The sequence below is a fragment of the Bacillus sp. AF23 genome (genome assembly GCF_020861455.1).
Taxonomy (GTDB): Bacteria; Bacillota; Bacilli; order Bacillales; family Bacillaceae; genus Bacillus; species Bacillus halotolerans.
Map to the genome: position 1 here is coordinate 46996 of NZ_JAJHVY010000037.1, position 25869 is coordinate 72864.

25 protein-coding genes are annotated in these 25869 nt (G+C 44.2%); 7 read left to right on the plus strand and 18 right to left on the minus strand.

What is annotated here, in order from left to right; all coding sequences use genetic code 11:
- Positions 1-156: 156 nt before the first annotated feature.
- The 3 genes from LNN34_RS19575 to scrA all read right to left on the minus strand — a co-directional run bounded on the left by LNN34_RS19575 (position 157) and on the right by scrA (position 3320).
- Complete coding sequence (locus LNN34_RS19575) at positions 157-405, minus strand: hypothetical protein (protein WP_044159914.1); 249 nt, start codon at positions 403-405, stop codon at positions 157-159.
- A 93-nt stretch (positions 406-498) separates the two neighbouring features.
- The gene (sacA, locus tag LNN34_RS19580) at positions 499-1938 is read right to left on the minus strand and encodes a sucrose-6-phosphate hydrolase (RefSeq protein WP_229044270.1); all 1440 of its coding nucleotides are present in this window, start codon (positions 1936-1938) and stop codon (positions 499-501) included.
- A complete protein-coding gene (scrA, locus tag LNN34_RS19585) occupies positions 1935-3320 on the minus strand; it encodes a PTS system sucrose transporter subunit IIBC (protein ID WP_229044274.1) in 1386 nt (461 codons plus the stop codon). Before scrA ends, sacA begins: the two co-directional genes overlap by 4 nt.
- A gap of 299 nt (positions 3321-3619) precedes the next feature.
- On the opposite strand from scrA, the gene LNN34_RS19590 reads away from it, so the two are divergent.
- Positions 3620-4387, plus strand: a complete 768-nt coding sequence (locus LNN34_RS19590; protein WP_229044277.1) for a formate/nitrite transporter family protein — start codon at positions 3620-3622, stop codon at positions 4385-4387.
- A 38-nt stretch (positions 4388-4425) separates the two neighbouring features.
- Here the strand turns inward: LNN34_RS19590 and sacT are convergent, their stop codons facing one another.
- Complete coding sequence (gene sacT / locus LNN34_RS19595; RefSeq protein WP_099043821.1) at positions 4426-5256, minus strand: sac operon transcriptional antiterminator SacT; 831 nt, start codon at positions 5254-5256, stop codon at positions 4426-4428.
- 41 nt (positions 5257-5297) lie between these two features.
- Positions 5298-5600 (minus strand): hypothetical protein, encoded by a 303-nt coding sequence (locus tag LNN34_RS19600; protein WP_059292278.1) that lies wholly within the window; start codon positions 5598-5600, stop codon positions 5298-5300.
- A gap of 528 nt (positions 5601-6128) precedes the next feature.
- On the opposite strand from LNN34_RS19600, the gene LNN34_RS19605 reads away from it, so the two are divergent.
- Positions 6129-8549 (plus strand): S8 family peptidase, encoded by a 2421-nt coding sequence (locus tag LNN34_RS19605; RefSeq protein ID WP_229044280.1) that lies wholly within the window; start codon positions 6129-6131, stop codon positions 8547-8549.
- A gap of 42 nt (positions 8550-8591) precedes the next feature.
- On the opposite strand, the gene LNN34_RS19610 is transcribed toward LNN34_RS19605, so the two are convergent.
- The 4 genes from LNN34_RS19610 to LNN34_RS19625 form a co-directional block, all read right to left on the minus strand.
- Complete coding sequence (locus tag LNN34_RS19610) at positions 8592-9593, minus strand: LLM class flavin-dependent oxidoreductase (RefSeq protein ID WP_044159919.1); 1002 nt, start codon at positions 9591-9593, stop codon at positions 8592-8594.
- Between the two features lie 178 nt (positions 9594-9771).
- Positions 9772-10521 carry an oxygen-insensitive NADPH nitroreductase gene (gene nfsA, locus LNN34_RS19615; RefSeq protein WP_044159920.1) on the minus strand — a complete coding sequence of 250 codons (750 nt, stop codon included), beginning with the start codon at positions 10519-10521 and terminating at the stop codon, positions 9772-9774.
- Between the two features lie 102 nt (positions 10522-10623).
- Positions 10624-11802 (minus strand): cell shape-determining peptidoglycan glycosyltransferase RodA, encoded by a 1179-nt coding sequence (gene rodA / locus LNN34_RS19620; RefSeq protein ID WP_044159921.1) that lies wholly within the window; start codon positions 11800-11802, stop codon positions 10624-10626.
- 212 nt (positions 11803-12014) lie between these two features.
- Positions 12015-13160, minus strand: a complete 1146-nt coding sequence (locus LNN34_RS19625) for a GNAT family N-acetyltransferase (protein WP_059335197.1) — start codon at positions 13158-13160, stop codon at positions 12015-12017.
- A 229-nt stretch (positions 13161-13389) separates the two neighbouring features.
- Between LNN34_RS19625 and ywcE the strand changes: the two genes are divergently transcribed.
- A complete protein-coding gene (gene ywcE, locus LNN34_RS19630) occupies positions 13390-13656 on the plus strand; it encodes a spore morphogenesis/germination protein YwcE (protein ID WP_081638379.1) in 267 nt (88 codons plus the stop codon).
- Between the two features lie 39 nt (positions 13657-13695).
- Here ywcE and qoxD read toward each other — a convergent pair whose 3' ends face one another.
- The 4 genes from qoxD to qoxA are packed head-to-tail and all read right to left on the minus strand — an operon-like array spanning position 13696 to position 17642.
- Positions 13696-14070: a cytochrome aa3 quinol oxidase subunit IV gene (gene qoxD, locus LNN34_RS19635; protein ID WP_024123290.1), complete on the minus strand. Its 375-nt coding sequence runs from the start codon at positions 14068-14070 to the stop codon at positions 13696-13698.
- A 1-nt stretch (position 14071) separates the two neighbouring features.
- Positions 14072-14686 (minus strand): cytochrome aa3 quinol oxidase subunit III, encoded by a 615-nt coding sequence (gene qoxC / locus LNN34_RS19640; protein WP_003236031.1) that lies wholly within the window; start codon positions 14684-14686, stop codon positions 14072-14074.
- 13 nt (positions 14687-14699) lie between these two features.
- Positions 14700-16649, minus strand: a complete 1950-nt coding sequence (gene qoxB / locus LNN34_RS19645) for a cytochrome aa3 quinol oxidase subunit I (RefSeq protein WP_010332354.1) — start codon at positions 16647-16649, stop codon at positions 14700-14702.
- A gap of 27 nt (positions 16650-16676) precedes the next feature.
- Complete coding sequence (gene qoxA / locus LNN34_RS19650) at positions 16677-17642, minus strand: cytochrome aa3 quinol oxidase subunit II (protein ID WP_099043912.1); 966 nt, start codon at positions 17640-17642, stop codon at positions 16677-16679.
- A 517-nt stretch (positions 17643-18159) separates the two neighbouring features.
- On the opposite strand from qoxA, the gene LNN34_RS19655 reads away from it, so the two are divergent.
- The gene (locus tag LNN34_RS19655) at positions 18160-18405 is read left to right on the plus strand and encodes a GlsB/YeaQ/YmgE family stress response membrane protein (protein ID WP_010332356.1); all 246 of its coding nucleotides are present in this window, start codon (positions 18160-18162) and stop codon (positions 18403-18405) included.
- A gap of 62 nt (positions 18406-18467) precedes the next feature.
- Here the strand turns inward: LNN34_RS19655 and galT are convergent, their stop codons facing one another.
- From galT to LNN34_RS19675, 4 genes are all read right to left on the minus strand, one after another.
- Complete coding sequence (gene galT, locus LNN34_RS19660) at positions 18468-20009, minus strand: UDP-glucose--hexose-1-phosphate uridylyltransferase (RefSeq protein WP_059353322.1); 1542 nt, start codon at positions 20007-20009, stop codon at positions 18468-18470.
- Positions 20010-20012: 3 nt separating this feature from the next.
- Entirely contained in the window at positions 20013-21185 is a 1173-nt protein-coding gene (locus LNN34_RS19665; RefSeq protein ID WP_229044282.1) for a galactokinase, read from the minus strand.
- Positions 21186-21267: 82 nt separating this feature from the next.
- Entirely contained in the window at positions 21268-21651 is a 384-nt protein-coding gene (locus LNN34_RS19670) for a GtrA family protein (RefSeq protein ID WP_229044484.1), read from the minus strand.
- A 17-nt stretch (positions 21652-21668) separates the two neighbouring features.
- A complete protein-coding gene (locus tag LNN34_RS19675) occupies positions 21669-22340 on the minus strand; it encodes a TetR/AcrR family transcriptional regulator (protein WP_229044284.1) in 672 nt (223 codons plus the stop codon).
- A gap of 353 nt (positions 22341-22693) precedes the next feature.
- Between LNN34_RS19675 and slrA the strand changes: the two genes are divergently transcribed.
- From slrA to LNN34_RS19690, 3 genes are all read left to right on the plus strand, one after another.
- Positions 22694-22852 (plus strand): transcriptional regulator SlrA, encoded by a 159-nt coding sequence (slrA, locus tag LNN34_RS19680; protein WP_044159932.1) that lies wholly within the window; start codon positions 22694-22696, stop codon positions 22850-22852.
- 435 nt (positions 22853-23287) lie between these two features.
- Entirely contained in the window at positions 23288-23602 is a 315-nt protein-coding gene (locus LNN34_RS19685; RefSeq protein WP_229044287.1) for a DUF485 domain-containing protein, read from the plus strand.
- Positions 23599-25140, plus strand: coding sequence for a cation acetate symporter (locus LNN34_RS19690; protein ID WP_229044290.1), 1542 nt, complete (start codon positions 23599-23601; stop codon positions 25138-25140). Before LNN34_RS19685 ends, LNN34_RS19690 begins: the two co-directional genes overlap by 4 nt.
- A 44-nt stretch (positions 25141-25184) precedes the next feature.
- On the opposite strand, the gene LNN34_RS19695 is transcribed toward LNN34_RS19690, so the two are convergent.
- Positions 25185-25787: a DsbA family oxidoreductase gene (locus LNN34_RS19695; protein ID WP_229044291.1), complete on the minus strand. Its 603-nt coding sequence runs from the start codon at positions 25785-25787 to the stop codon at positions 25185-25187.
- Positions 25788-25869 lie beyond the last annotated feature (82 nt).

Here is a 25869-nt window from a genome sequence, read left to right on the forward strand (position 1 = left end):
GGACGCTCTGTCGCATTCCATTTCACATCTTCGTAACCGTCCGCCTCAAAAATGTCTATATCACAAGAGTCTTCGTGCGTTTCATCTGCCGCTTCCATACTTGAAAGTAGTCCTCTTTTACAACAGAAAAAACTGCCGATCACATCGGCAGCCTGTTTATTTGGTTTTTAAATTGTTCGCAGATGACCTCAAAAATGTTTCTATCGACTGAACAAAAAGCGCATATTCCTTCATTTGTTCATATGCCCGTGAAAGGGTTTCTGCCGCTTCACTATGCGGCGATGTTCCCCGTAGCATTTTTTTCAGCTGAAGAAGCACATCCTTATATTCTTCCCGCTTATCCTCAACATGATCCGCAGCCTGTTCTAAACATTCCGGTGTTATCTTCTGTTCATGTATATTCAAGAAAACAACTCCTTTTACAGAAAAAAATAGTAGGTTATCGTTGAAGAATAGCACAGATGGCACAGATTTCACATAAGAAAATAGGAGGATTTTCTACATAAGTGTCCAAATTCCGATTTTCATTTCAGATTTTCCATTTGATTTCGCTGTCACTTCATCATTTCCCGGGAAAGGAAAATATCTCGCACTGAATACCTCTTCCCCATGATTGATAAAGACTTCCACTGATGACGCGTCGATAAACATGTGTACTGTGTGCAGATTGCTGATTCGGCAATGTCTCGCTTCTGTTCTTGTGCCGTCAAAGCTTGTGCGCGTCAGCGTGATAAGCCCTTCTTCCTTCTGAAAAGAGAATGTGGCAGTGGCGCGGATATCGATTTCAAAACCAGACTCCGTATTAATGTCTTCAATCAAAATCTCAGCTCTGTCAGGATTTTCAACTGGCAGCGTACCAGACGATCCATACATGTTGATTTGAACTTCCTGCCCATTTTTCCGCATCGCTTTCAGCTCAGGAAGCGGCTGCTGAATCAGCTTCTCCCCTGATAGCGTCAGCTGTCTCGGCAGCGTCATGCAGTGAATCCAGTGATAATCTTTCGTCGGATGATAATTCTCATCCTGATCAGGTACAGCCATCCACGCAAACAGTATCCGGCGTCCCTGATCGTCTTCAAGTGTTTGCGGCGCGTAAAAATCAAAGCCTTGATCAAGCTCCGTAAACACAGCATGCATCAGCCCCGTTTTTTCATAATCGAGCCGGCCTACAAAATATCCGGATTGATACACATTTTGATAATGATAGCCGTCAGCTTCAAGTCCTTGGGGCGAGACAATCAGCACTTCGGAGCCTTGAAGAGAAAACAGGTCAGGGCACTCCCACATATACCCGAAACCGTTCAGTCCGTTGAGCCCGGCACCTGTTATCGGGCCGAGAAACGCCCATTCTGTCAGGTTATCGGAAGTAAACAAAACAGCTTGGCCTTTCATGTTCTCCGTTTGTGCACCGATCACCATATACCATTTTCCTTCATGCTCCCACACCTTCGGATCGCGAAAATGAGCTGTATAGCCTTCCGGAAGGCGGGCGACAACCCCTTTTTTCTCAAAGGTCAGCCCATCATCCGATACAGCAAGGCACTGATACGTTTCCCGATTCCCATCCTGATCCCTGACATTTCCTGTGTAAAACAGATAGAGCCGGTCATCTTTGACAACAGCGCTGCCCGAGTAGCAGCCGTTTTTATCAAACCAATCACTCGGAGCCAGCGCAATCTCTTCCCGCTTCCAATTCACAAAGTCGCGTGTCGTATAATGCCCCCAAAACTTTGCGCCGTGCCCCGTCTGAAACGGCTGCCACTGAAAAAACAAATGATAGACTCCTTTCCAATACACAACGCCATTTGGATCATTCAGCAAACCAACCGGAGGCATGATGTGAAAGTGCTGGCGGTGCGGATCGCTGTCAGCAATATGTTCTTTTTTCTCAATTTCTTCATAAGCCCGGCGACGCAGCTTCTGATCATGTGCTGTCATTTTTTTCTCTCCTCATCTTCGTTAATTTTCATGACAAACGCCGCAATGAATGCTGATACTGCTGCAATAACCATTCCTATCATATAGTTTACTAGATTTCCAAAGCCAAACGGTGCTGCAATGGCGATCATCGGAATGCCTGTTAACCCGTAAGCGTTTGCAGCAACATGTGTAAATACGACATACGCGCCGCCCAACGCGCCCCCGATCATCGCGGCGATAAACGGCTTCCGGTATCGAAGGTTCACCCCGAAAATGACGGGCTCAGTAATACCAAGAAAAGCAGAAAATGCCGCCGGAAGAGCGATTTCCTTCGTTTTTGCCTTTTTCGCTAAAAAGAAGACGGCAAGGCCTGCCCCGCCTTGGGCGACATTCGCCATAGACCAAATCGGCAATAAATAGTTCCTGCCAATATCTGAAATAAGCCCCGCCTCAATCGCATGGAAGCTGTGATGAACACCTGTCAGGACGATCAATGAATAGGTGCCGCCGAAAAGAAGGCCTGCGACAAAACCGGCATGATCGTACACATATGTTAAAGCAACAGTAATACCGGAGCCAAGCGCTCTTCCTAGAGGTCCGATGGCAATAAATGCGACAAAACCGGTGACAATGACAGTAACAAAAGGCGTAACAAGCAAATCGACCGCATGCGGAACCACTTTTCTTGTCCATTTCTCTACCTTGCTCATGACATAAACAGCCAGCAGAACAGGGATGACGGTTCCCTGATAACCGAGAAGCGCGATATCAAACCCGAAAAGATGCATATAATCAGGTGACGCTTCCGCCAGACCCCATGGATTCAACAGAGTGGGGTGTATCATGATTCCCCCGATGACCGCTCCTAAATACGGATTGCTTCCAAACTCTTTTGAAGCGCTGACCCCGATCAAAATCGGCAGAAAGATAAATGCCGCGCTTGAAAACATATCGAGGAGCTGCAGCAGTGCAGAGTCCTTACTCATCCAATGAAAGGCATTGATCATTCCCAATAACCCCATTAACAGGCCGCTGGCTACGATGGCTGGAATGATCGGAACAAAAATATTCGAAAGCGTTTTCGCAAATCTCGCCGCAGAGTTCAGTTTCTCTTTAGCAGCATCCTGGTGATTCACTTGTTCTTCACGCTCTACATCGGCTTCCTTAGAAAAAGCGTCATACACTTTATTGACAAGGCCAGTTCCAAAAATAATCTGGTATTGGCCTGAACTGCTGAAAGCGCCTTTAACGCCTTCAAGCTCTTCTACTTGCGATTGGTCAATCTTTGATTCATCCCTGATCACTAAACGCAGCCTTGTCGCACAATGAGCCGCGCTGATGATGTTTTCTTTTCCTCCGAGAAGCTCAATGAGGCGTTTTGCAGTCTCTTTGTAATCCATCTGTTTCTCCCCCTTTTATAAACAAAAAAGACCTAAAATTCGCCAACGAAGAAAGGACACAGCGATCCTTTTTCATTTACGCAAATTTTAGGTCTTGCCTGCTTTACCAGTCACAATCCCACTTATTCAAATGAAGAATACGCTTTCATCATAATTGATGACAGCGTTTTCGTCAACTGTTTTTTTAGATAAAAAGTGATGTAAAACATTTAGACAAAAAGTCGTAAATATTAATTGTGAAACATTTCACAATATCATGCTATACTATGCTCATCTCTCAAAGAAAGCAGGAAAAGACAATGGAAACTCAAGCACTGCAAAAGGTTGAACAGTATGCTTTAAGAAAACAAAACATATTCGTTTCAAGCAAAATCCGTTATTTGCTCAGAACCATTTTAGCCAGCATGTTTATCGGTTTTGGCATTACAGCCGCAAGCAAAACAGGCAGCTATTTCTCTATTGCTGACTCACCGTTTGCCTTTCCGGCTGCCGCTGTGACATTTGGAGCTGCTATTGTATTAATTGCCTACGGAGGCGGGGATTTATTCACCGGCAACACCTTTTATTTCACTTATACCGCACTCCGGAAAAAAATCCGCTGGCGTGACACCCTGTACCTGTGGATTTTCAGCTATACCGGCAATTTGATCGGAGCCGTTTTGTTTGCGATTCTTATCAGTGCAACCGGGCTTTTTGAGGGGGCATCCCATTCCTTTTTGATTCATCTGGCAGAGCACAAGATAGAGCCGCCTGCCTCAGAGCTGTTTTTCCGAGGAATGCTGTGCAATTGGCTTGTATGTCTCGCTTTTTTCATTCCGATGTCTCTCAAAGGAGAAGGGGCAAAGCTGTTTGCCATGATGCTTTTCGTTTTCTGCTTTTTTATTTCCGGTTTTGAACACAGCATTGCCAATATGTGCACATTTGCGATCTCACTTTTGATCGATCACCCTGATACAGTCACACTGGCGGGAGCAGTCAGAAACTTAATCCCTGTTACACTCGGCAATCTGGCCGCAGGAATTGTGATGATGGGCTGGATGTATCACACGCTGAATGCCGATCAATAAAAAAACTTCCAGAGATCACTCCCTGCAAGTCAAAGCGGTTATTCCGAGAGATCTTGAAGACGCTGGACATGCAGCGTGATATAGCCGGCCTCGGACTCCGGCAAATGTAATTGATATTCATTTTTCAGAAACTCCGCCAGCTCCAGCGCACATTGATAGGCAAATGAATACTTTTTTTGGATGAAATAAAGCATCTCTTCGTCCATGGCATGAAACGCTTCATTTGATTCCAACCGGCTGACCGCGTATCGCAAATGCGTGACAAGGCGTTGATAGGAAATGCTGTTTTCATCCACCTTTCGATTAAAGTAGTTTTCTATTTTCTCTATCATTTCTTTTATCATCGTCGTATGCTTCAGCGCTGAATACATACTCTCTGCATCCATCTTTGCCGTATGGATGTGAAGGGCAATATAACCCGCTTCATCTTCAGGCAGAGATACGCCCAATGTCTCTTTTACATGTCCGATCGCCCACAGGCCGATCTCGTATTCTTTTTTATAGAGCACCTTTATCTCATGCAATAATTTATTTTGCACAAGCAGCCCATTTTGAATCCTTTCGATCGCAAAGGACAAATGGTCAGAAAGCGCGATATGAATATGGTCGCTCAGCGGCGCCGCGAGCTCCCCTTCCGCATAGCTGATGATATCCTCAGCTATGTCAATATGCTCCTCAGGCAGTGTTTGCAGGATTTGTTTAAACTTTTCATTCTCGTCGTGCACGACAAAAATCTTTTCTACTTTATTCATAGGGATGAGATCATTTTTCTTTTTTTGAAAAGCGATGCCCGGACCCATAACGATTTTTTCCTGATCATCCTCTTTGATTAAAGCCGCATTGTTGTTTAATACCTTATAGATTTTCAAGAGGCTCTCTCTCCCGCCAATTAGCTTTTATGACTGGGATTTTACCTCCTTTTGACCGCCATGTAAAGCTGCGGGCCGGCCCTCTCCTGCTTTGGCGATTCCTTGAAGGCTTGCAGACATCTTCTTTTATAGAGAGCGGCGGCTTTCGCTTTCTGTTTTTCCTCGTCATTCACAGCCATCCGCCATTCATAAAACGAAACCAGTCCTGCGGCTTGCACCGCCGCTTTTCTTTGATATGTACGCTGAGCCGAATAAATAGCGGCAGCCGCATGTTTTCGGTCCGGCGCCACCCAGTTCATCAAAAAGACCATCCACACCCGTAAAGATACAAGCAAACGTTTCATAAAAAAACATCCCTCCGCTTCTTTTGGCAGGCAGCCTTTTTAGCAGCCCGTTTTTTCAGCCGCAGCTCACAGGAAAAGACGGCCGATTTCTTTTCTCGCAAACTAGCAGCTCTAGCAAAACTCATGACTCTATGATAGACCGTGGAAAGAGAATTCTTTGTCACAATATGAGTGAAAAAACAAACTAGTTTTAAGAAGTTTTGTTGAAAGCTGAAAGAAATGAAATGAAAATTGGAGAACCGCTTTAAAAAGTTTATACACAAGTTATCCCAAAGATAAGAACAACTTAATCACAAGAGATATCCACATGTCCACAAAGCCCAACTATATTTTGTATAGGAACATACATTCCCAACTATATATATGCACAACTTTATTCACTTATACACAGGGTTCTGTGTATAACTCCTTCCTTATACACAACCAAAATCCAATAAATGGTCCAAATGACACAAGGATTTTTTTGAATTTTCAAGAAATATATACTAGACCTTCAACATTTTTTCTAAACACAAAGGGGGAAACACATTGAAAAACGGGATTATTCGTTTTCTGCTTCTAGGTTTGGTTTTATTCTTTACGTTATCCACAGGCAGTACAGGTGTACAGGCAGCACCGGTTTCTTCAAAAGGATCGGCGGACCTGGAAAAGGCCGAGGTATTCGGTGATATTGACATGACAACAAGCAAACAAACAACGGTGATTGTGGAATTAAAAGAAAAATCCTTAGCAGAGGCGAAAGAAACGGGAGTAAACCAAACGAAAAGCAAGCTCAAAAACGCCCGCTCAAAAGCAAAAAATAAAGCCGTGAAAGCGGTGAAAAATGGAAAAATAAAACGTGAATATGAGCAGGTATTCTCCGGATTTTCTATGAAACTTCCGGCTAATGAAATTCCAAAACTTCTAGCAGTAGACGACGTTAAAGCTGTGTACCCGAACGTCACTTACAAAACAGACAATATCAAGGAGAAAGACATCACCATCTCCGAGGACGCTGTCTCTCCGCAAATGGATGACAGCGCGCCATATATCGGAGCAAATGATGCATGGGATTTAGGCTATACAGGGAAAGGCGTCAAAGTGGCTGTTATTGATACAGGGGTTGAGTACAATCACCCTGATCTGAAGAAAAACTTCGGACAATATAAAGGATACGATTTTGTAGACAATGATTACGATCCGAAAGAAACACCGACAGACGATCCAAGAGGCGGAGCCACTGACCATGGAACACACGTGGCCGGAACTGTCGCTGCAAACGGCACGATTAAAGGCGTAGCGCCTGATGCAACACTTCTCGCTTACCGTGTTCTCGGACCGGGAGGAAGCGGCACAACAGAAAACGTCATCGCCGGTGTAGAACGTGCAGTTCAGGACGGAGCAGATGTGATGAACCTGTCTCTCGGAAACTCGTTAAACAACCCGGATTGGGCGACGAGCACAGCGCTTGACTGGGCCATGTCAGAAGGCGTTGTCGCCGTTACATCAAATGGCAACAGCGGACCAAACGGCTGGACAGTGGGATCGCCAGGCACATCCAGAGAAGCGATTTCTGTCGGCGCAACGCAGCTTCCGCTCAATGAATACGCCGTCTCATTCGGCTCTTACTCTTCAGCAAAAGTCATGGGCTATGACAAAGAAGAGGACGTCAAGGCGCTTCACAATAAAGAGGTTGAGCTTGTCGACGCTGGCCTAGGCGAAGAAAAGGACTTTGAAGGAAAAGAGCTGAAAGGCAAAGTAGCACTCGTCAAACGGGGCAGCATTGCTTTTGTGGATAAAGCAGATAACGCAAAAAAAGCAGGCGCCATCGGCATGGTTGTGTATAACAACCTGTCCGGAGAAGTTGAAGCCAATGTACCAGGCATGTCTGTGCCAACGATTAAGCTATCATTAGAAGACGGCGAAAAACTCATCAGCGCCATGAAAGCAGGCGAGACAAAAGCAACATTCAAGTTGATGGTCTCAAAAGCGCTCAGTGAACAGGTTGCCGATTTCTCATCCCGCGGCCCTGTGATGGACACGTGGATGATTAAGCCGGATATTTCCGCGCCAGGCGTCAACATCGTCAGCACCATTCCGACACATGATCCTGACAATCCATATGGCTACGGGTCAAAACAAGGAACAAGCATGGCATCACCTCATATTGCAGGAGCGGTTGCCGTCATCAAACAAGCTAAACCGAAATGGAGCGTTGAACAGATCAAGGCTGCCATCATGAATACCGCCGTCACATTAAAGGATGGCGAAGGAGAAGTATATCCGCATAACGCTCAAGGCGCAGGCAGCGCAAGAATTATGAACGCGATCAAAGCCGACTCGTTCGTCACACCTGGAAGCTACTCGTACGGCACATTTTTGAAGGAAAAAGGAACCGAAACGAAAAAAGAAACCTTTACAATTGAAAACCAATCTTCCATTAGAAAATCATACACGCTAGAATACTCATTTAACGGAAGCGGCATTTCCACATCCGGCACAAGCCGTGTTGTGATTCCGGCTCATAAAACCGGAAAAGCCACTGCAAAAGTAAAGGTCGACACAAAGAAAACAAAAGCAGGCACCTATGAAGGAACAGTCATCGTTAGAGAAGGCGGAAAAACCGTCGCCAAGGTTCCTACATTGCTGATCGTAAAAGAGCCGGATTATCCGAGGGTAACGTCTGTCTCAGTTAATGAGGGCTCTGAACAAGGCACCTATGAAATTGAAACCTACCTTCCTGCGGGAGCGGAAGAGCTGGCATTCCTCGTCTATGACAGCAACCTTGACTTTGCAGGCCAAGCAGGTATTTATAAACATCAAGATAAAGGCTATCAGTACTTCGACTGGGACGGCACGATCAATGGGGGTACAAAGCTTCCAGCCGGTGAATATTATATGCTCGCCTATGCAGCCAACAAAGGCAAATCAAGCCAGGTTCTGACCGAAGAGCCGTTTACTGTTGAATAAAAAGCAGCCCTGCCGAGAAACATCGGCGGGGCTTTTTTCAGATTAATTCGCAAATGCCTCCTTCAACAAGCGGTATGAATGGAGTTTATCTTCAAAATGATGTGTGATTGTCACCGCCATGATTTCTTCTGCTCCATACGCTTTGCTCAAAGCCAGCAGTTGCTCCTTCACCTGTTCTTTCGTACCGACAATCATTCGGTTTCTGTTATCAGCAATTCGTCTTTGTTCATAAGGAGAGTACGTATTTTTCCGGACAGCTTCATAATCAGGAACGCCTTCTAAAGGAATGCCCTGCTCACCCGCCAAGAGAGTAAAATCAAGCACTGCCCCCAGCTGCTCCGCTTTCTCTTCTGTATCCGCACATAGAACAAAAACAGCAACTGCCGCCCGAGGTGTTTCTCCTAACACAGACGGCTTAAATCGTCTCATATATTGTCTGACCGTATCCTCCCCGCCCTCGCCATTGATAAAATGGGCAAACATATAGCCGGCACCCGATTCAGCGGCGAGCAACGCGCTTTCTCCAGATGAACCGAGCAGCCACACATCAGGCGCAGTTGAAATATGCGGCGCTGCCGTCAGATTCGGAAAACGGTGTTTTTCATCCGCTAAATCATGCAAATACATCGTCAGCTCCTTGATTTGCTGCGGGTACTGATCGGCATTGCGTTTCCCGCCGTCATTCAGCGCCCAAGATGCAATCGGCATTCCTCCCGGCGCTCTGCCTAGGCCGAGATCAATTCTTCCCGGTGTCAGCCCCTCCAGCACACGGAAATTCTCAGCTACTTTATAGGCACTGTAGTGCGGCAGCATGACACCTCCTGATCCCACCCTGATCCGGTTCGTTTTCGCCGCAATGTGGCTGATCAGCACCTCTGGACTGGACCCTGCCAGACGCTTTGAAAAGTGATGCTCTGAAACCCAAAATCTCTTATACCCAAGATCCTCAGCCGCCTGAGCAAGCTCAACGGTTTCCCGTAATGCCGTTTCTGCAGAGCTTCCCTCGGACACCGGAGATTGATCTAATATACTTAATGATAACATCCCTACCACCTCGTCCTCATCGTATCACTGATCCATTATTTTTTCTTCTAAGCCGCTCACACTGTTCATCAGTGTCCCCCGATCAATCGTCATTTATTTGTGTCAGCTTGTCTCTATTTGTCGGAATATGTTACACGTGAAACATAAAAACCTCTCCGCCAGCGGAGAGGTTTCACATTTAGTTCTTATTAAAGCCTTTTTTCTTCACATATTCATTTAAGTACGTACGCGGTTTCTGCTTCATAAAGTTCAGAATTTGGTCAGACCACGTTTCTACCCGCTGACCGTTTGTTCTTTCTCTATAATAATCAGAAATGGTTTTGTCATATGCACTCATATGTTCACGAAAATCATCGTCATTCACGTTATAGGTATTTTCATGATATACAGCCTGCTTCGGCAATCTCGGTTTTTTGCCGGATAGGTTGGCAGGGTGTCCTACAGCCAGGCCAAAAAGCGGGAGCACATGGTCAGGCGTTTGCAGCACCTCTGTCACCTTGTCCAGTTCATTTCGAATGCCTCCGATATAGCAAATGCCAAGCCCCATTGATTCTGCGGCGATGCTCATATTTTGAGCCGCAAGTGCAGCATCAATTAAACTGACCATAAACATTTCCGTATTTTCCAGCAGCTCAGAAATATGTTCGCCTTTTTCTTCAGCCAGTTTTTGATGACGGTACAAGTCCGCACAAAACACAAAAAAGTGCCCGTTATTTTCTACATAAGGCTGATTCCCCGCAAGCACAGACAGCTCACGTTTTTTCTCCGGATCGGAAACACCGATAATCGAATAAGCCTGTACATAGCTGGATGTAGGCGCAGCCTGCGCGCTTTTCACTAATGTATCAATTTCCTCAGCTGTCAGAAGCTGATCAGTAAAAGATCGGATCGACCGATGGTTTAAAATGGTTTCAATTGTGTTGTTCATCACAAGGACCTCCTTATCTGTTTATCATATCCCAAAAAAAGTGAAGTCAAAAGTGAAATGCTCTGAAACAAAAAAGACAGCCCTTTAAAGACTGTCTGCATTTTATGAATTAAACAAATAACTTCTGTATCTCGTCAACTGGACACTTGCATTATACACAATCCCGAAGCCGATCAGCGTGGAAAGTGTAGAGCTTCCCCCGTAGCTGACAAACAGCAACGGAATCCCGGTAACAGGCATAATACCGATGTTCATTCCGATATTCTGGAATGTGTGAATCACTATTAACGCCGTATAGCCAACGCAAAAGAAAGAAGCGAAACGGTTAAACGGATGTATTTTATCAATCAGAACGACAAGCCTATAGATTAAGAAGAAGAACATGATGACGACAAAGGCACAGCCTAAAAATCCAAAGGATTCACCTATTATAGAGAAGATGAAGTCAGTTGTACTTTCTGGAACATAAACCTTTAAATCAGAAATGCCATTTCCTAAAATACCACCAGAACCTATAGCCATGATAGCTTGATCAACTTGCCACCCGCTATCATCATTCTGTGTGTCATTTGAATCAGAAACCCAAGAAGTAACCCTCTTAATTTGATACTCCTGTATTCCGACTGATTTAGCAGCGTCGGGAAAGTTTATCATTACTAATAAAATTAATGAAATGAGTAAGATACCTGAACCAGCAATGATTGTTATCAGTTTCCAATTGATCCCTGACATAAAAACCATTACAAGAACGATAAACATACATATTCCCGCCGTCCCAGCATCTTGCATCAGGATAAGACCAACAGGGATAACTGCGACACCCGCAATCTTTAATAAAAGGTGAACATCATCTCTAAGCGTCCGAACTCCTTTAGGGTTAGCTTTTCCGATGACTGACGCAATCATCATAATCAAACCAACCTTCATGAACTCTGACGGCTGTATGGTTATTCTCCCAAACCTAAACCAACTTTTTGCGCCTTTAATGACAGGTGCGATGGACTCAGGACTGATCTTAAGAATAATCAAAGATAAAATACCAATGATAAAAATATATAAACTTAATTTTTCAAGCTGTTCTAAATCAAAGTACAAAAGCACTGTGATCGCAATAGCACCCAAAAGATAAAACACAAGTTGCTGTATCCAATCTTTGTTTCCATACTGCCCAAATTGACCGGCAGCATAAATTGATACTACACTTATAATAAAAAACACACCAAATATAAAAATCAAATCCCCCTGATAAAAGGGGCTTTGCTGTTTCTTATATCGACTCATTCTATCCCGCCTTACATTTTCATCGGAAAATCACTAATGTTTATTATACATGAACCACGTTCAAGATGACACGTGAAGCTCGTTTCCTTTTTTGTTTTTTGCGCGCATTTGCGGCGCTTTTTCAGCTACACGAAATATGACGTATCATAAACCGAAATGTTTCGATTGACACAAAACTTTTCAAATGAAAAAACCCCCTTTGTAAAAAGGGGTTAAAAGAAATCCATTAGAAATGGAGACCTTGGCTGTAAAACGTCATCAAGCCTTTTAATTTCCGATAATGGTCCTTTGATCATGCCTGTTTCGTAAAGGAAACGAGCACTACGTGCGCCGAGGAAGAAGGCGGTTAAAGAAGATATGTTGCATTCTATTAGATGGCCAGACGAATCTTCGGGGATATTCTGCACCCGCTGAGAGTCAATGCGGAAGGTTTGTTGATTCCACGGGGCCCATTGATCCGTTACCTTAAAGTCAAAGGGTGCCGTTAACCGAGATTTTGGATACTCCCGCAAAAAACCTTCAACATCAACGATGCGCGCCATACTGTAAGGATATATCTCTTGTTTGATCCGGGGTTCGGCGGTTAAAAAATCAAGCTCTTCTTCCATTCGTACAGTCAATTCCACTTCATTCACCATCGAATCATGCTGGCAAATAAAATTCCACAAACCTCTCTGTGCTTCTCTGTTCAAATAGACAAATTCCACTACTCGCATCGTTTTGTTTTTGATGTCATACACAAGATATCCACAGGGTACTCCCTCTCCAGAGATATACACAGCCTTCATTCCATGGATCTTCTCTTTCCAATGCTCCTTTGAACGCTTCAACAACCCATTGTGCGTTTTTCTGTATTGATTGTAGATGGCATTCACTGTATCTGTTTCATCTTTTTGAATCCTTCTCATGTACCCTGGGGCGTCGTCTAGCTTTTGCAGCTGTCCTTTAAGATAGGTCAGACGTTTTTGATAGAAACAGAGCTCCCAGCCAAACTTGCGATAAAAAGAGATCAGGAATGGATGCAAAAAACTGATGGTTTGGTTTTCTTTCTTCATGATCGATAAAGCGTTTAGGATTAGCTCCTTTACGGTTCCTTTTCTTCTGTCTTCAGGCCAGGTTGCCACCCCGGCAATACCGCCCATCTTTATCTCCTGCTCCTCCAGCATGACAGAAAAGGGAACCATGTGAAGCTTAGAGAGGAGCTTCTCTTGTTCTTTGATTCCGATGATGTAATGGTTCTCTAAAGCTTTTACTTTCTCTTCTCGTTCCTCATCACTGAGTTCTTTCTGAAAAGCATATTCAGACATGCGAATCACTTCTCTCCAGTCTTCTCTTTCAAGCTTTATTACATCATACATCTACATCCCCCCTGTTTTAAAAAGAAAGCTCCGTACATTCTCCTATCATACGAACCTTTAAAAATAAGACGATAGTTCTAACACATTTTTACGAAATCACGTATCAATTTCTGGAAAACATGGTATAATAATTGTAACAAAATGTTCACAAAACAACCATAAAACAGACACAATTCATTTCCTCTACTTCATTTTTGTAAACGCTGTCACAAAATGAAAGGAGACGGGTATGATGGACATGTTTTTTGCTTATTTATTGGTTGCCAGTGCTACTCCCCTCTTTATTTGGCTCGATAACAAAAAAGTCGCACTCTCTGCTATTCCGCCAATTATTTTAATGTGGGTATTCTTCTTCTTTTACGCAACAGAAAGCCTTTCTCCACTCGGACACACTCTCATGATTATCCTGTTTGCCGTCAACGTCATTGTCGCTCATATCGCGGCCTTTATCATTTATGGCCTTCCTTACCTTCGCAGAAAGCGAAGCAGCAGCTGAAACAGCAAAAAACCCTCTTCTAACGAAGAGGGTTTTTGCTTATTCGTTGTGGCCTGAGTGCTCTGAGTGTTCAGCGCCTCCAGGAGGATTTCCGTCCATGTGGTCACCGTGATGATAGTGAGCCGCGAAAATCCAGATGGATCCAAGCACGATAACGATCGCGCCGAAGAATCCGAACAGCGTGTTTCCGACTTGGATACCGCCGTTTTCGCTCTCTGTCATATGCATGAACATGAGAAGCTGGAGCGCCGCCTGAATGAAGGCGAAGCCGAAAATGATCCAAAGTTTTGCTGATGGACTCAATTCAGTATACACTGCAACCCATAGAGCCAGCAGGGTCAAAACAATAGACAGTGCAAAACCTACAATGTGCTTCCATGGAAAGTGACTGTGTTCAGCAGATTTGTTTGCCATTTTACAGACCCCCCAATCCCATGAGATAGACACCTGTAAAGATGAAAATCCATACAACATCTAAGAAGTGCCAGTACAAGCTTGAGATAAAGATTTTAGATGAAGTTTGCGGAGTTAAGCCGCGTTTCTTCAATTGAATCAGAATTCCTGTAATCCAGAAAATACCGATTGTTACGTGAGTTCCGTGAGTTCCTAGTAAAACAAAGAATCCAGACCAGAACGCACTTGTACCGAGAGATGCTCCTTCATGTACATAGTGGACAAACTCGTTGATCTCACAACCGACGAAGCCGGCGCCGAGAAGAAGAGTAATAATTGTCCAAATGACTACGCCTTTTAAACTTCCGCGGCGCATTTCATGAACAGCGATCCCGCAGGTAAAGCTGCTGATAAGCAGCAAGAACGTCATAATCATTACCAGATTCACTTCAAACAGTTCGTCCGGTAAGACACCTCCTGCTGTTCTGTTTTGAAGAACGAAGAAGGTTGCAAATAGTGTTGAGAACAACACAATTTCTGCCCCTAAAAAGATCCAAAACCCGAGAATATTAAGTCTGCCGGTTTCAGATTGATATTCCATAGGCGCGTTAGAATTGCCGTGTTCTGCATGTTCCATAACTCACGCCTCCTTATTCGGAAATCTTTCTTTCCGTCTCTTTTATTTCATCAACACTAACGTAGTAGCCATTGTCGTATTCGAATGAACGCAGAACCATGCAGAGCAGGACTCCGATCAATCCGACTACGCCCATCCAGTACCATTCAAAGACAAGTCCAAAGCCGGCGATACCGAAGGCAACAGACATAAAGAACGGTCTGCCTGAGTTGCTTGGCATATGGATTTTCTTGAATTTGCTTTCAGGGTATAATTCAGTTTTTTCTTCCTTCATATGCAGGAATGCATCTTGAGACTTGACTTCAGGAAGCACCGCAAAGTTGTAGTGCGGCGGAATCGCAGATGAAGTCGCCCAATCAAGCGTACGTCCCACACCCCATGAATCTCCGCTGATTTCACGCGTAGAGTAACGGAAGCTGTAGTAGATGTTATAGCAAAGGATTAAGAATCCTACACCCATCATGAAAGCTCCGACTGTTGAGATAAAGTTCAATGTTGTCCAGCCGTCATTCGGTCCGTATGTGTAAATACGGCGAGGCATGCCTTGAAGCCCCAAGAAATATTGCGGGAAGAAACAAATATTGAACCCGATCATAAAGATCCAGAAGAACCATTTTCCGATTTTTTCGTTCAGTTTGTGGCCGAACATTTTTGGATACCAGAAAATAAATCCTGCGAAACAAGCAAATACAGTACCCGCGATCAGCACGTAGTGGAAGTGAGATACCAGGAAGTACGTATTATGGTATTGATAATCCGCTGCTGCCATCGCAAGCATAACCCCTGTAACCCCGCCGATAACGAAGTTAGGAATGAACGCAAGCGCCCACAGCATAGGCGTTGTAAAGCTGATTCGGCCTTTATACATGGTAAAGAGCCAGTTAAAGATTTTAACCCCGGTCGGAATCGAGATTGCCATTGTCGTAATTGAGAAGAATGAGTTAACGGACGCACTGTTCCCCATTGTGAAGAAGTGGTGAGTCCAAACTAAGAAACTCAATACGGAGATGGCGATAATAGAACCGACCATCGCTTTGTAACCAAACAGTTGTTTTCTTGCAAAGCTTGAGATAATTTCTGAGAAAATACCGAACGCCGGAAGAATAACGATATATACTTCAGGATGTCCCCAAATCCAGAACAGGTTGGCCCAAAGCATCGGCATACCGCCTGCTTCCAGTGTGAAAAAGTGAGCGCCGAACAAACGATCAAATGATAATAGTGCTAAAGCTACTGTAAGCACAGGGAAAGCAAACACGATAATAACCATTGTGATCAGTGTTGTCCAAGTGAACATTGGCATACGCATCAGTGTCATGCCTTTTGTTCTCATTTTTAAGATTGTGACCATAAAGTTGATCCCTGTCATCAGGGTACCGATACCGGCAATCTGAAGTCCGAGGAGGTAGTAGTTCTCACCCGGCCCAGGGCTCATGTCGTTACTTGCAAGCGGCATATAACTTGTCCAGCCTGCGTTCGGAGAACCTCCGATAACGAAAGAAATATTGAAAAGCATAGCCCCTACGAAGAACGTCCAGAAGCTCAGGTTGTTCAAGTAAGGAAATGCAACGTCGCGAGCACCGATTTGAAGAGGTACAACAACGTTAATAAGACCGATTAAAAACGGCATCGCCATGAAGATAATCATGATCGTACCGTGAGTTGTAAAAATTTCATTATAGTGGTTTGAGTCTAAAAAACTGTTATTCGGAAGCGCTAGCTGGGCACGCATCATCAAACCGTCGACACCGCCGCGGAATAACATAATTACAGCAGAGATAATATACATGATTCCGAGTTTTTTGTGGTCAACAGTTGTTATCCATTCAGACCAGAGCCATTTCCATTTCTTGAAGTAGGTAAGTACAACAATGATGGCGATGGTAGATAGTGCAATAGAAACTTGTGCGCCCAGAATTAATGGGTCACCTGTTACAAAAAATTCATCCCATTTAAATTTCATGCGGGCTTCCTCCTTTCCTGATCAATATCATTCTTCTGTATCATCAGACTTCTTAAATTCATTTTCCTTTACGTTTTCAAACGGATCTGTTTTAGAGTGCGGTGAAACGGCTTGATAGCCAAGGCGTTTGCGGGCCTCCATCGCGTATTCTGCGTCTTGTCCGTGATCAACGTATTTTAAGTGAGTAGAAGAGAACGATAATTCGTCCACATTTTCAGGAAGCATCAATTGATCATACTTCTCTTTTGTCAGCTTAGGAGCCTCATTTTGAGTCTTTTTCACCCAGCTGTTAAAGTCTTTTTCTGTTACAGCATTCACATCAAACTCTTGGTCGGCAAAATGTTCACCTGTGAAGTTCGCGTTGCGGCCTTCATAAGTTCCCACTTCATCAGCCTGTAAGTATTGATCCATCAGCATTCCTGCCATCGCGTATTTTTGTCCTCCAAGCTGAGGAATCCATAGCGATGCCATTGAATCTGCAGATGAGATTTTAAACAAGATTGGGCGGTCGACAGGAATGTTTAAGTAGTTGACCGTTTCAATATCCTGTTCAGGGTAGCTGAATACCCATTTCCAGTCTACCGAAGTAGCGTAAACAACAAGAGGCTCTTTATCCTTTGTTGCTTCAGGAGCTTTTTCTAACGAATATATCGTCTGTACGGTTGGCACAGAAAGTGCGATGACGATTAAAATTGGGATCACTGTCCAGACTACTTCTAAGAACGTGTTACCGTGAATTTCTGGGTTATAAGATCCATTATCTTTGCCTTTACGGTCGCGGTATTTTACTAAAATAATGGTAAATAGAACAAAGACGACCCCGACGATAAACAGCATAAATCCGATAGATAACAGGATTAAATCACTTTGCTGATCAGCCACAGGCCCTTTCGGATCTAGTACTGAGGCATTGCTGCATCCCCCAAGGACGAAAACCACAGTTAACAGCGCTAATACAAGTAACGGTTTTATTGCTCTGAACAAGAAGATCACCATCCTTCCTATTGATGTAATAAATCTGAAGTGCATACTTCCTCAAAATCTTTTCTCTACTTTGTTATGCTATCAAAAACTTCACTTATTAGCTTTATTTTTTTATAAACTTCAGCCCATTTTCGCTTAAATGTCATAAAATCGACAAAAATTGCTCCAACTTTATTCATATCTATCGCTTAAGATGAAAAGTTTCTAGTTATTTCCGCATATAAGTAAAGAAAGATGATGAAGAACTAATTCTACTGACAAATAAAGGTTTACCACAATAAAAAACCAAGGTCAATCAAAAATTTCATTTTGTTAAACTTTCTACAAGGGAATTAATTTTTCCTTGCCTTGCATCTTTTCACACGATTACCATTTTAACGCAACCAATATTGAAAGAAAAGGCTGAATAGAGCGGCGATATGCTCTGAACTGATCACGCTTTTTTATTAGCACATTCAATTGTTTATCTTATACAAAAAGGAGGAATGATATAAGCAAATAAATTTAAAATAGGATGTGTTGCATGATGAGTTTCATAATTTCACTTATCGTCGCTATTATTATCGGATGGGTTGGCAGCCTGTTTGTAAAAGGAGATATGCCCGGAGGAATTATCGGGTCGATGATCGCAGGTCTTATCGGTGCCTGGATCGGTCACGGGCTGCTTGGAACATGGGGACCGCACCTTGCCGGATTTGCCATTATCCCGGCGATTATCGGTTCAGCCATTGTTGTATTTCTAGTAAGCCTCTTAGCAAGAAAAAGAGGATAAGAGCGACAGAGCCCAAAGCGTCACTTTTTGGGCTCTTTTTTCAATAGCAAAAAGCCTCTCCCTTAACGGTTGAGGCTTTTTACTTGTTTGACGCCTAAACAATGGATAAACCTGTTGAAGGCCTGTTTTCCTTCGGGTGTCTGTTTAAATACGCCGGCATGTTCAAGAATGCGTGCGAATACATGACCAAGCTCTTCTTTTATAACCTGTTCCGCATTCCCTTTTGTTATGGTTCTTCTTTCCATCAGACGAAGAGCCCAATCCTTATGTTTAGCCGTCAGCTCATTTTCTTCTAATGCTGTTTTCGGATCAGCAGAGCACAGGGACGCTGCCGTTGCTTTCATTTCTTCCTGTAAACGGCCTGGCAATATCGCTAAGCCCATAACCTCAATCAGGCCGATATTTTCTTTTTTAATATGATGAACCTCCTGATGAGGATGGAAGATTCCTAATGGATGCTCCTCATCCGTCCGATTGTTTCTCAGCACGATGTCGAGTTCATATGAGCCTCCCCTGCGTCTAGCAATCGGTGTGACCGTATTATGCGGCGTATCCCCTGTGAAGGCGGCTATGCCGGCTTTTTCATCTGAATATTGCTGCCATGCACGGAATATATGGTCCGCTGCGTCAGCGACAATATGCGGATCGTCTCCCTGAAGCCTGAGCACAGACATCGGCCACTTCACTAAGCCCAGCGACACGCCTGGATGATCATTTAATTCATATACATCTTCCGCTTCTGCACGCGCCATCGGAAAATCGTGCGCCCCGCCTTGGAAATGGTCATGGCTTAGGATGCTGCCGCCGACAATCGGCAGGTCTGCGTTTGATCCGATAAAATAATGCGGATATTGCCCGAGGAATGAGAGCAGTCTTTCAAATGTCTTTTTGCTGATTTCCATCGGTTCATGCTCACCCTTTAAAACGATGCAATGCTCCGGATAATACACGTATGGCGAAAACTGCAAATACCATTGCTCGTCTCTGAGAATAACAGGAATCATTCTGTGATTCTGCCGGGCCGGATGGTTCACACTTCCCTCAAAGCCGACATTTTCCTTACAAAGCACACACGGCGGATAATTCGTCTGCGTCTGTTCTTTGGCTGCCGCAATCGCCTTCGGGTCCTTTTCAGGCTTTGACAGGTTAATTGTCATTTCCAGCTCGCCATATTCGGTCGGCACCGTCCAATGAACGTTTTTGGCGATTCTGTCAGACCTAATATAATAAACATCCTCTGCATACTGATAAAACTCTTTTGTCGCCTGTTTCGGTCCGTATAACGCCTTTGTCTCTTCAAACTTGCGGATGACCTCAGACGGAGGCGGGACAAAACAGCCCATCAGCTTTGCACTGAGCAAATCTCGATAGGTGTCTGTATTTGCTTCTATACGGCCGGCTTCTGCCGCCCACTTGTAAATGGGAGAAAGCAAGTCAGGAAGACGCTGGCTCTGCTTAATGAGTGTGCTTGAGACCGGCTGGGGATGTTTGATGTCCAGCGCTTCATAAAGTCGGTTTCTCGTGTATTCCTGATCCCAAATCGATATCAGTTTTCGTTCCAGCCCATACTCTATCAGCTGTTCCAGATGTTCAAAAATGCTCATGTGTCACTCCCCCTTTAGTTCTCTCGCTCCTTCACCAATATCAGCGACATAAAAATCCGCTTTCAGTCCTGTTTTTTCTTGATATTTGTCTCCAACCTTTTGGATAAAGTCATCAACAAATTTATCCTTTACAATACTGATCGTGCAGCCGCCGAAACCCGCTCCCGTCATTCTTGAGCCGATCACTCCTTCTTGCTCCCACGCTGCAAATACGAGCTCATCAAGTTCCGGGCATGTCACCTCGTAATCATCCTTCAATGAAAGGTGGGATTCCTTCATTAACCGCCCGATTTCGTGAATATTGTTTTCTTTAAACATGTCGGCTGTTTTGATGGCGCGGTGGTTTTCATATACGGCGTGCTTTGCGCGGCGTCTGTTCGTTTCATTTTGGATCAGGCCAGAGTGGGCGTCAAAGTCAGAAGGCTTGATGTCGCCAAGTGATGTAATGTCGAGTTCCTTTTGCAGATCCAGCAATGCGTCGCTGCACTCTTGGCGTCTCGCATTATAGCTTGAGTCCGCCAATGTCCTTTTTTTGTTCGTGTTCGCAATAACCAGCGCAAGCCCGGAGACATCGAGTTTGCTATATTCATAGTCCAGTGTATCGCAGTTCAGGAGCATCGCATGATGTTCTTTCCCCATTCCGATTGCGAATTGATCCATGATTCCGCAATTGACCCCGATAAATGTGTTTTCCGCATGCTGTGCCATTTTGACAAGCTCCAGCGCATCGAGTTGAGGATGAAAATAGCTTTGGAGTCCGACCGCCATCAGCAGCTCAATGGAAGCGGAAGATGAAAGCCCTGCCCCGTTTGGAATATTCCCTGAAAACACGATGTCAAAGCCATGCGGAATCGAATAACCCCTTTGCTGAAATTCATATATGACGCCTTTCGGATAATTGGCCCAGTCATCTTCTTTTTGATAACGGATGCCGTCAAGACTGCATTCCTTTATGCCGGCTTCCTGAAAGTTGTCCGAATACAATCTGACCAGCCGGTCTTTTCTTTCTGCAACAGCAGCATATGTACCCATGGTCAGCGCGCACGGAAACACGTGCCCGCCGTTATAATCCGTATGTTCTCCAATCAGATTCACTCTTCCCGGCGCGAAAAAAAACCGTAATCCCTCTTTCTCTCCGAATACACTTGCAAATATCCCCTTCAATTCTTCCCGCATGTGCATCACCTTTCATGGTTTTTATTTTTTGTTTCCCGGTCTTTCTGTAACGAAAACGGAAGATCATATGCTGCCGGCCCTGTCATACCCCTTCTTCTTTTGTCTTTTTAAAGACGAGCCATTTGCTTGCGGCATAGTTGACGACAACAATCACCGCATTGTCGAGTATTTTGGCCAGCGTTTCATTTGTATGGAACTGTCCGACAAGGATGATCATCATGCCAAGGTCTATGCCGAGAGACAGCACCCGAACGCTGAAAAAGGCAGTGAGCTCTTTCAGCAGGCTTTGCAGGTCATCTGTCTTCTGCTGAAACACATATACTTTATTTGTTATGTAAGCAAACAGAACAGACAAAATCCAAGCGGCAACTGTTGCAGCTTTATAATCCACATTCATGATCTCTACCAATATATAAAAACTGACGATATTCACGATTGTCGTGAAAACCCCCATAATGATATACATAATCATTTCTCTATACTTCACTGATGTTCCTCGCTTTCTGAAAAACTTTTCAAATTTCTTAGCGTTGCATATTCGCGGTTAAAAGTAACAAAAACGGAAAGCGCGTCAAAAAAGCTGCGGAATGTGGCCGGATGGCCCAATACACGCGATTGTTTGATGATTCCGTCGAGCACCGCACATATTATTTTAGCCGTATATTCAGGATCAATACTGTCGTCAACCAGCTTTCTCTCCTTCAGCCAATGAATATATGACGTATTTTCTTCCACCCACAATTCGTATAGCCCCACATAAGCCTTGCATTTTTGGACAGCTTTAAAGGTCGGCATATTCATCGCAAACGAGGTGATGTCCCATGATGGTTTGTTTTTGTAGTAAGAAAACAGCAGCTCTGCGACATGTTTTGCAGCCTCATGCAGCGTCAGCGGCTTCACAGATGTCCGTTCGATTTCATCCAGGTAGCCGATGATAATCTGTTTTTTCATTTGATGATTTTCGAAGATATGCTGCAGGAAGTCTTCCATATTGTCAAAATGAACATAAAATGCGCCTTTACTGTATCCGGCAGCTCTGCTGATTTCTTCCACAGACACAGAGTCATACGCTCGGTCAATCAATAAATTCAGGCCAGCCTCTATAAATTTTTCAAATGTTTGCTCTCTTTTAATTTGAAATTTGTTTTTTTTCATATTTTTCTCCAGCCGGTATGATTACCCTTATCTTACACCGGATCAATCTTTTGCGGTATTTATTTCTTTCCAGAGGTATGCTATTCGGTTGTTAAGGGGTCATATTTAATAGGCAATAGGATTTATTTTCATTTACATACTATCCAGTCAGTATTTAATTGTTTATTATTATAAATAAGGTTCATTGGTTATATTAGTCATTTTTTTAGGGAATAGGTAGGTGATTTATCCTTCAGTTTGTGAACACCGAGCAACTATGTGTGAAATTTGTTGTACTCGCCTCATCATCGCACCGGCTTGTCTTTTATTGCCAGGATGTTGCAGGAAAACATTTTATACAATTGGAGGTTACTATGAAAACTCAAGTTAAAAAAGATTTGGACAAAGATTGGCATATGTTGATTCAAGAAGCTAGATCCATTGGGTTAGGCATTCATGATGTGAGGCAGTTTTTAGAATCTGAAACAGCGATGAGAAAAACCAATCACAAAAAAACCGTCCGTCAAGACTAATCCGGACAGGCGGATCTTTTACCTCTGGCTTTTCTATCATCTGATCTGAGTTTTCACCATTTCCTCTATTCGATAGCTTATTTACTGCGCCGATTTTGAGGACAAACGGTGTTTCAGCCTAAAATATGACAGACAGCTGGTGATGCGGTCACCTCTTGGCACATGCATTGTCATAAAGAGGTGATGCGAACATGAAACCGGACTTTAGAAAAAGGGCAGCTTTGCATAGGCTGCATTTGGTGAGGTTTTGAAAGCAAACTTGTTAATACGCGGCAGCTGGAAAACCTTCGCCCGTTTTATACCCTCGCGTCTTATCTTCACGTTTCCTGCTTTTTTCGTCCACTTTATGATCCTGAAGAATAAATCAGACTTTCTGTACATACCTATTGGTGTACCTTTATGCTTATTTTTCAGCAGAATAAAAGGAGGAAAGCCATGTACAGATCGCAAGCTGATTACCAAAAGATTGCTGGGTCTCCATCTTTTCAAGCCTTTTTGAAGCAGAAACGGGCCTTTATTGTTCCAACTGCGATTTTCTTTTTTGTCTTTTATTTTTCACTCCCTGTTTTAACGTCTTATTTCACCTTTTTGAATACTCTGGCAGTTGGTGCTGTTTCATGGGCTTGGCTGTTTGCCATCGCTCAATTCGCTATGACGTGGACACTCTGTACGGTGTATTCCCGAAAGGCAGCTCGTTACGACCAATTTGTAAACGCTTTAAAAGAAGAGCTGAAGGGTGAACAGACATGAACCTGACAGCGTTTCTGTTATTTGTAGCGATTGTCGGTCTAACGCTTGTGATTACGTATTTTGCCGCGAAACAAACGAAAACGACGAGTGAGTTTTATACGGCCGGCGGCGGGCTCACCGGTGTTCAGAATGGACTGGCAATTGCCGGCGACTACATGTCTGCCGCGTCGTTCCTCGGCATTGCCGGAATGATTGCGTTATATGGGTTCGACGGGTTTTTTTACAGCATCGGTTTTCTTGTCGCTTATCTCGTTGTCCTCTATATCGTGGCGGAGCCGCTTCGGAATCTCGGAAAGTATACGATGGCGGACATGATTGCGGCGCGTTTTAAAGAAAAGAAGATTCGCGGTGTCGCCGCTCTCAATACTATCGCCATCTCTACCTTTTATATGATCGCTCAGCTCGTGGGGGCAGGGGCGCTGATTAAACTGCTGCTTGGGCTCGATTATACCGCGGCCGTTCTGATTGTCGGAGTGCTCATGACCATTTATGTCGTGTTCGGCGGAATGATCGCGACGAGCTGGGTTCAGATTATCAAAGCCGTTTTGCTGATGGCCGGCACCCTCGTCATCTCCATCATCGTTTTTTCTAAATTCGGTTTTAACCTTAATACAATGTTTGAGCAAATGAAAACCGCTACCCCGCTTGGCGCTGATTTTTTAAATCCAGGGAACAAATACAAAGTCCCGCTTGAAACCCTGTCGCTGAATTTGGCACTTGTGCTGGGGACCGCCGGCCTTCCGCATATCTTAATTCGCTTTTATACAGTTAAGGATGCCAAAACTGCCCGGGCATCAGTCGTTTCAGCAACATGGATCATCGGTGTGTTTTACATTATGACAGTATTTCTCGGATTTGGTGCAGCCGCGTTTGTCGGTTTTGATGCGATTACAGTGGCTGATCCAGCGGGAAACATGGCGGCGCCGCTTCTGGCAAAAGCACTCGGGGGAGATTTCCTGTTCGCGTTTGTATCAGCCATCGCCTTTGCTACGATTTTGGCAGTGGTAACAGGCTTGGTGCTGTCTGCCGCTTCAGCGTTTGCCCATGATATCTACAGCCAGATTATCAGAAAAGGAGAAGCAACTGAGAAAGAACAGATGAAAGCGGCCAGATGGGCATCTGTCGCCGTGTCAGTGCTGTCTATCATTCTTGCAATTTTTGCTCAATCCTTAAATGTCGCCTTTCTTGTCGCATTGGCATTTGCCGTTGCAGCCAGTGCAAACCTTCCGCTGATTGTGTTTACTGTGTTTTGGAAAAGATTCAATGCCTCTGGCGCATTATGGGGCAGCCTGACTGGGCTGATCAGTGCACTTGTCCTCGTGTCGATGAGCCCGAGTGTGTGGGACCCGGCCGGAGGTGCTATTTTTGTAGGCGATCCGCTTATCCCGCTGTCTAATCCGGGCATCATTTCGATTCCGCTCGGTTTCCTCGGTGCGTGGCTTGGAACGCTTCTGTCTTCTGATAAAACGGTTAACGAAGATACATTTGCGGAAATACAGGTGAAGGCGCATACGGGAATTCATATGGATCAGGATTAAAAAAGGCTCTCTAAACAGATTTTTGTTTAGAGAGCTTTCTTAGGTTACGTTTTCTGTTGTTCCTGAGAAATCGCGTTTTCAAATACTTCCTTGCCGGCTGCTCCCGGAATCACGGTGTCGCCGACGACAAAGGTTGGTACGGCTGTAATGTCAGCTTCTTCATAGGCGTGCTTCAGAGCTTGCCGCTGCACGTCCTGATATGTTCTTGCTTCCAGCGCAGCTTTGAATAATGCTCCGTCTAAGCCAACTTCCTCCGCCAGTTTCGTCAAGATATCAATCTCTCCGATGTTTTGGCCCTCTTGGAAAAATGCTGCAAATACACGGGTATTGTACTCATGTCCTTTGTTGTATTCTTTGGCAAAGTGAAAGCCTTCAAAAGCCAAGTCTGTATATGGGTGAGGCGAGACGTTTGGAAATTTGATATCGACTCCCAATTTCTCCGCCATCGGTCTGATCGAGGTTTGCCACATATACTTTTTGGAAGGATCGTATACAGGATCAAGCTGCGGTGAAGGACTTGGACGCAATTCAAACGGCATCCACTCGACATCAACATCCTTTCCTTTTATCGCCTCTTCAAAAGCGGCTTTTCCAATGAAACAAAATGGGCAGACGTAATCTGAATAAACTTTTATCTGTACTGTCATGATTGTCTCCTTTCGTATAGGTTGATTTTAAACTGTAACAATAAAAGTTACAACTGTTTTTTAAAAAAGAAGCCTGCATGGC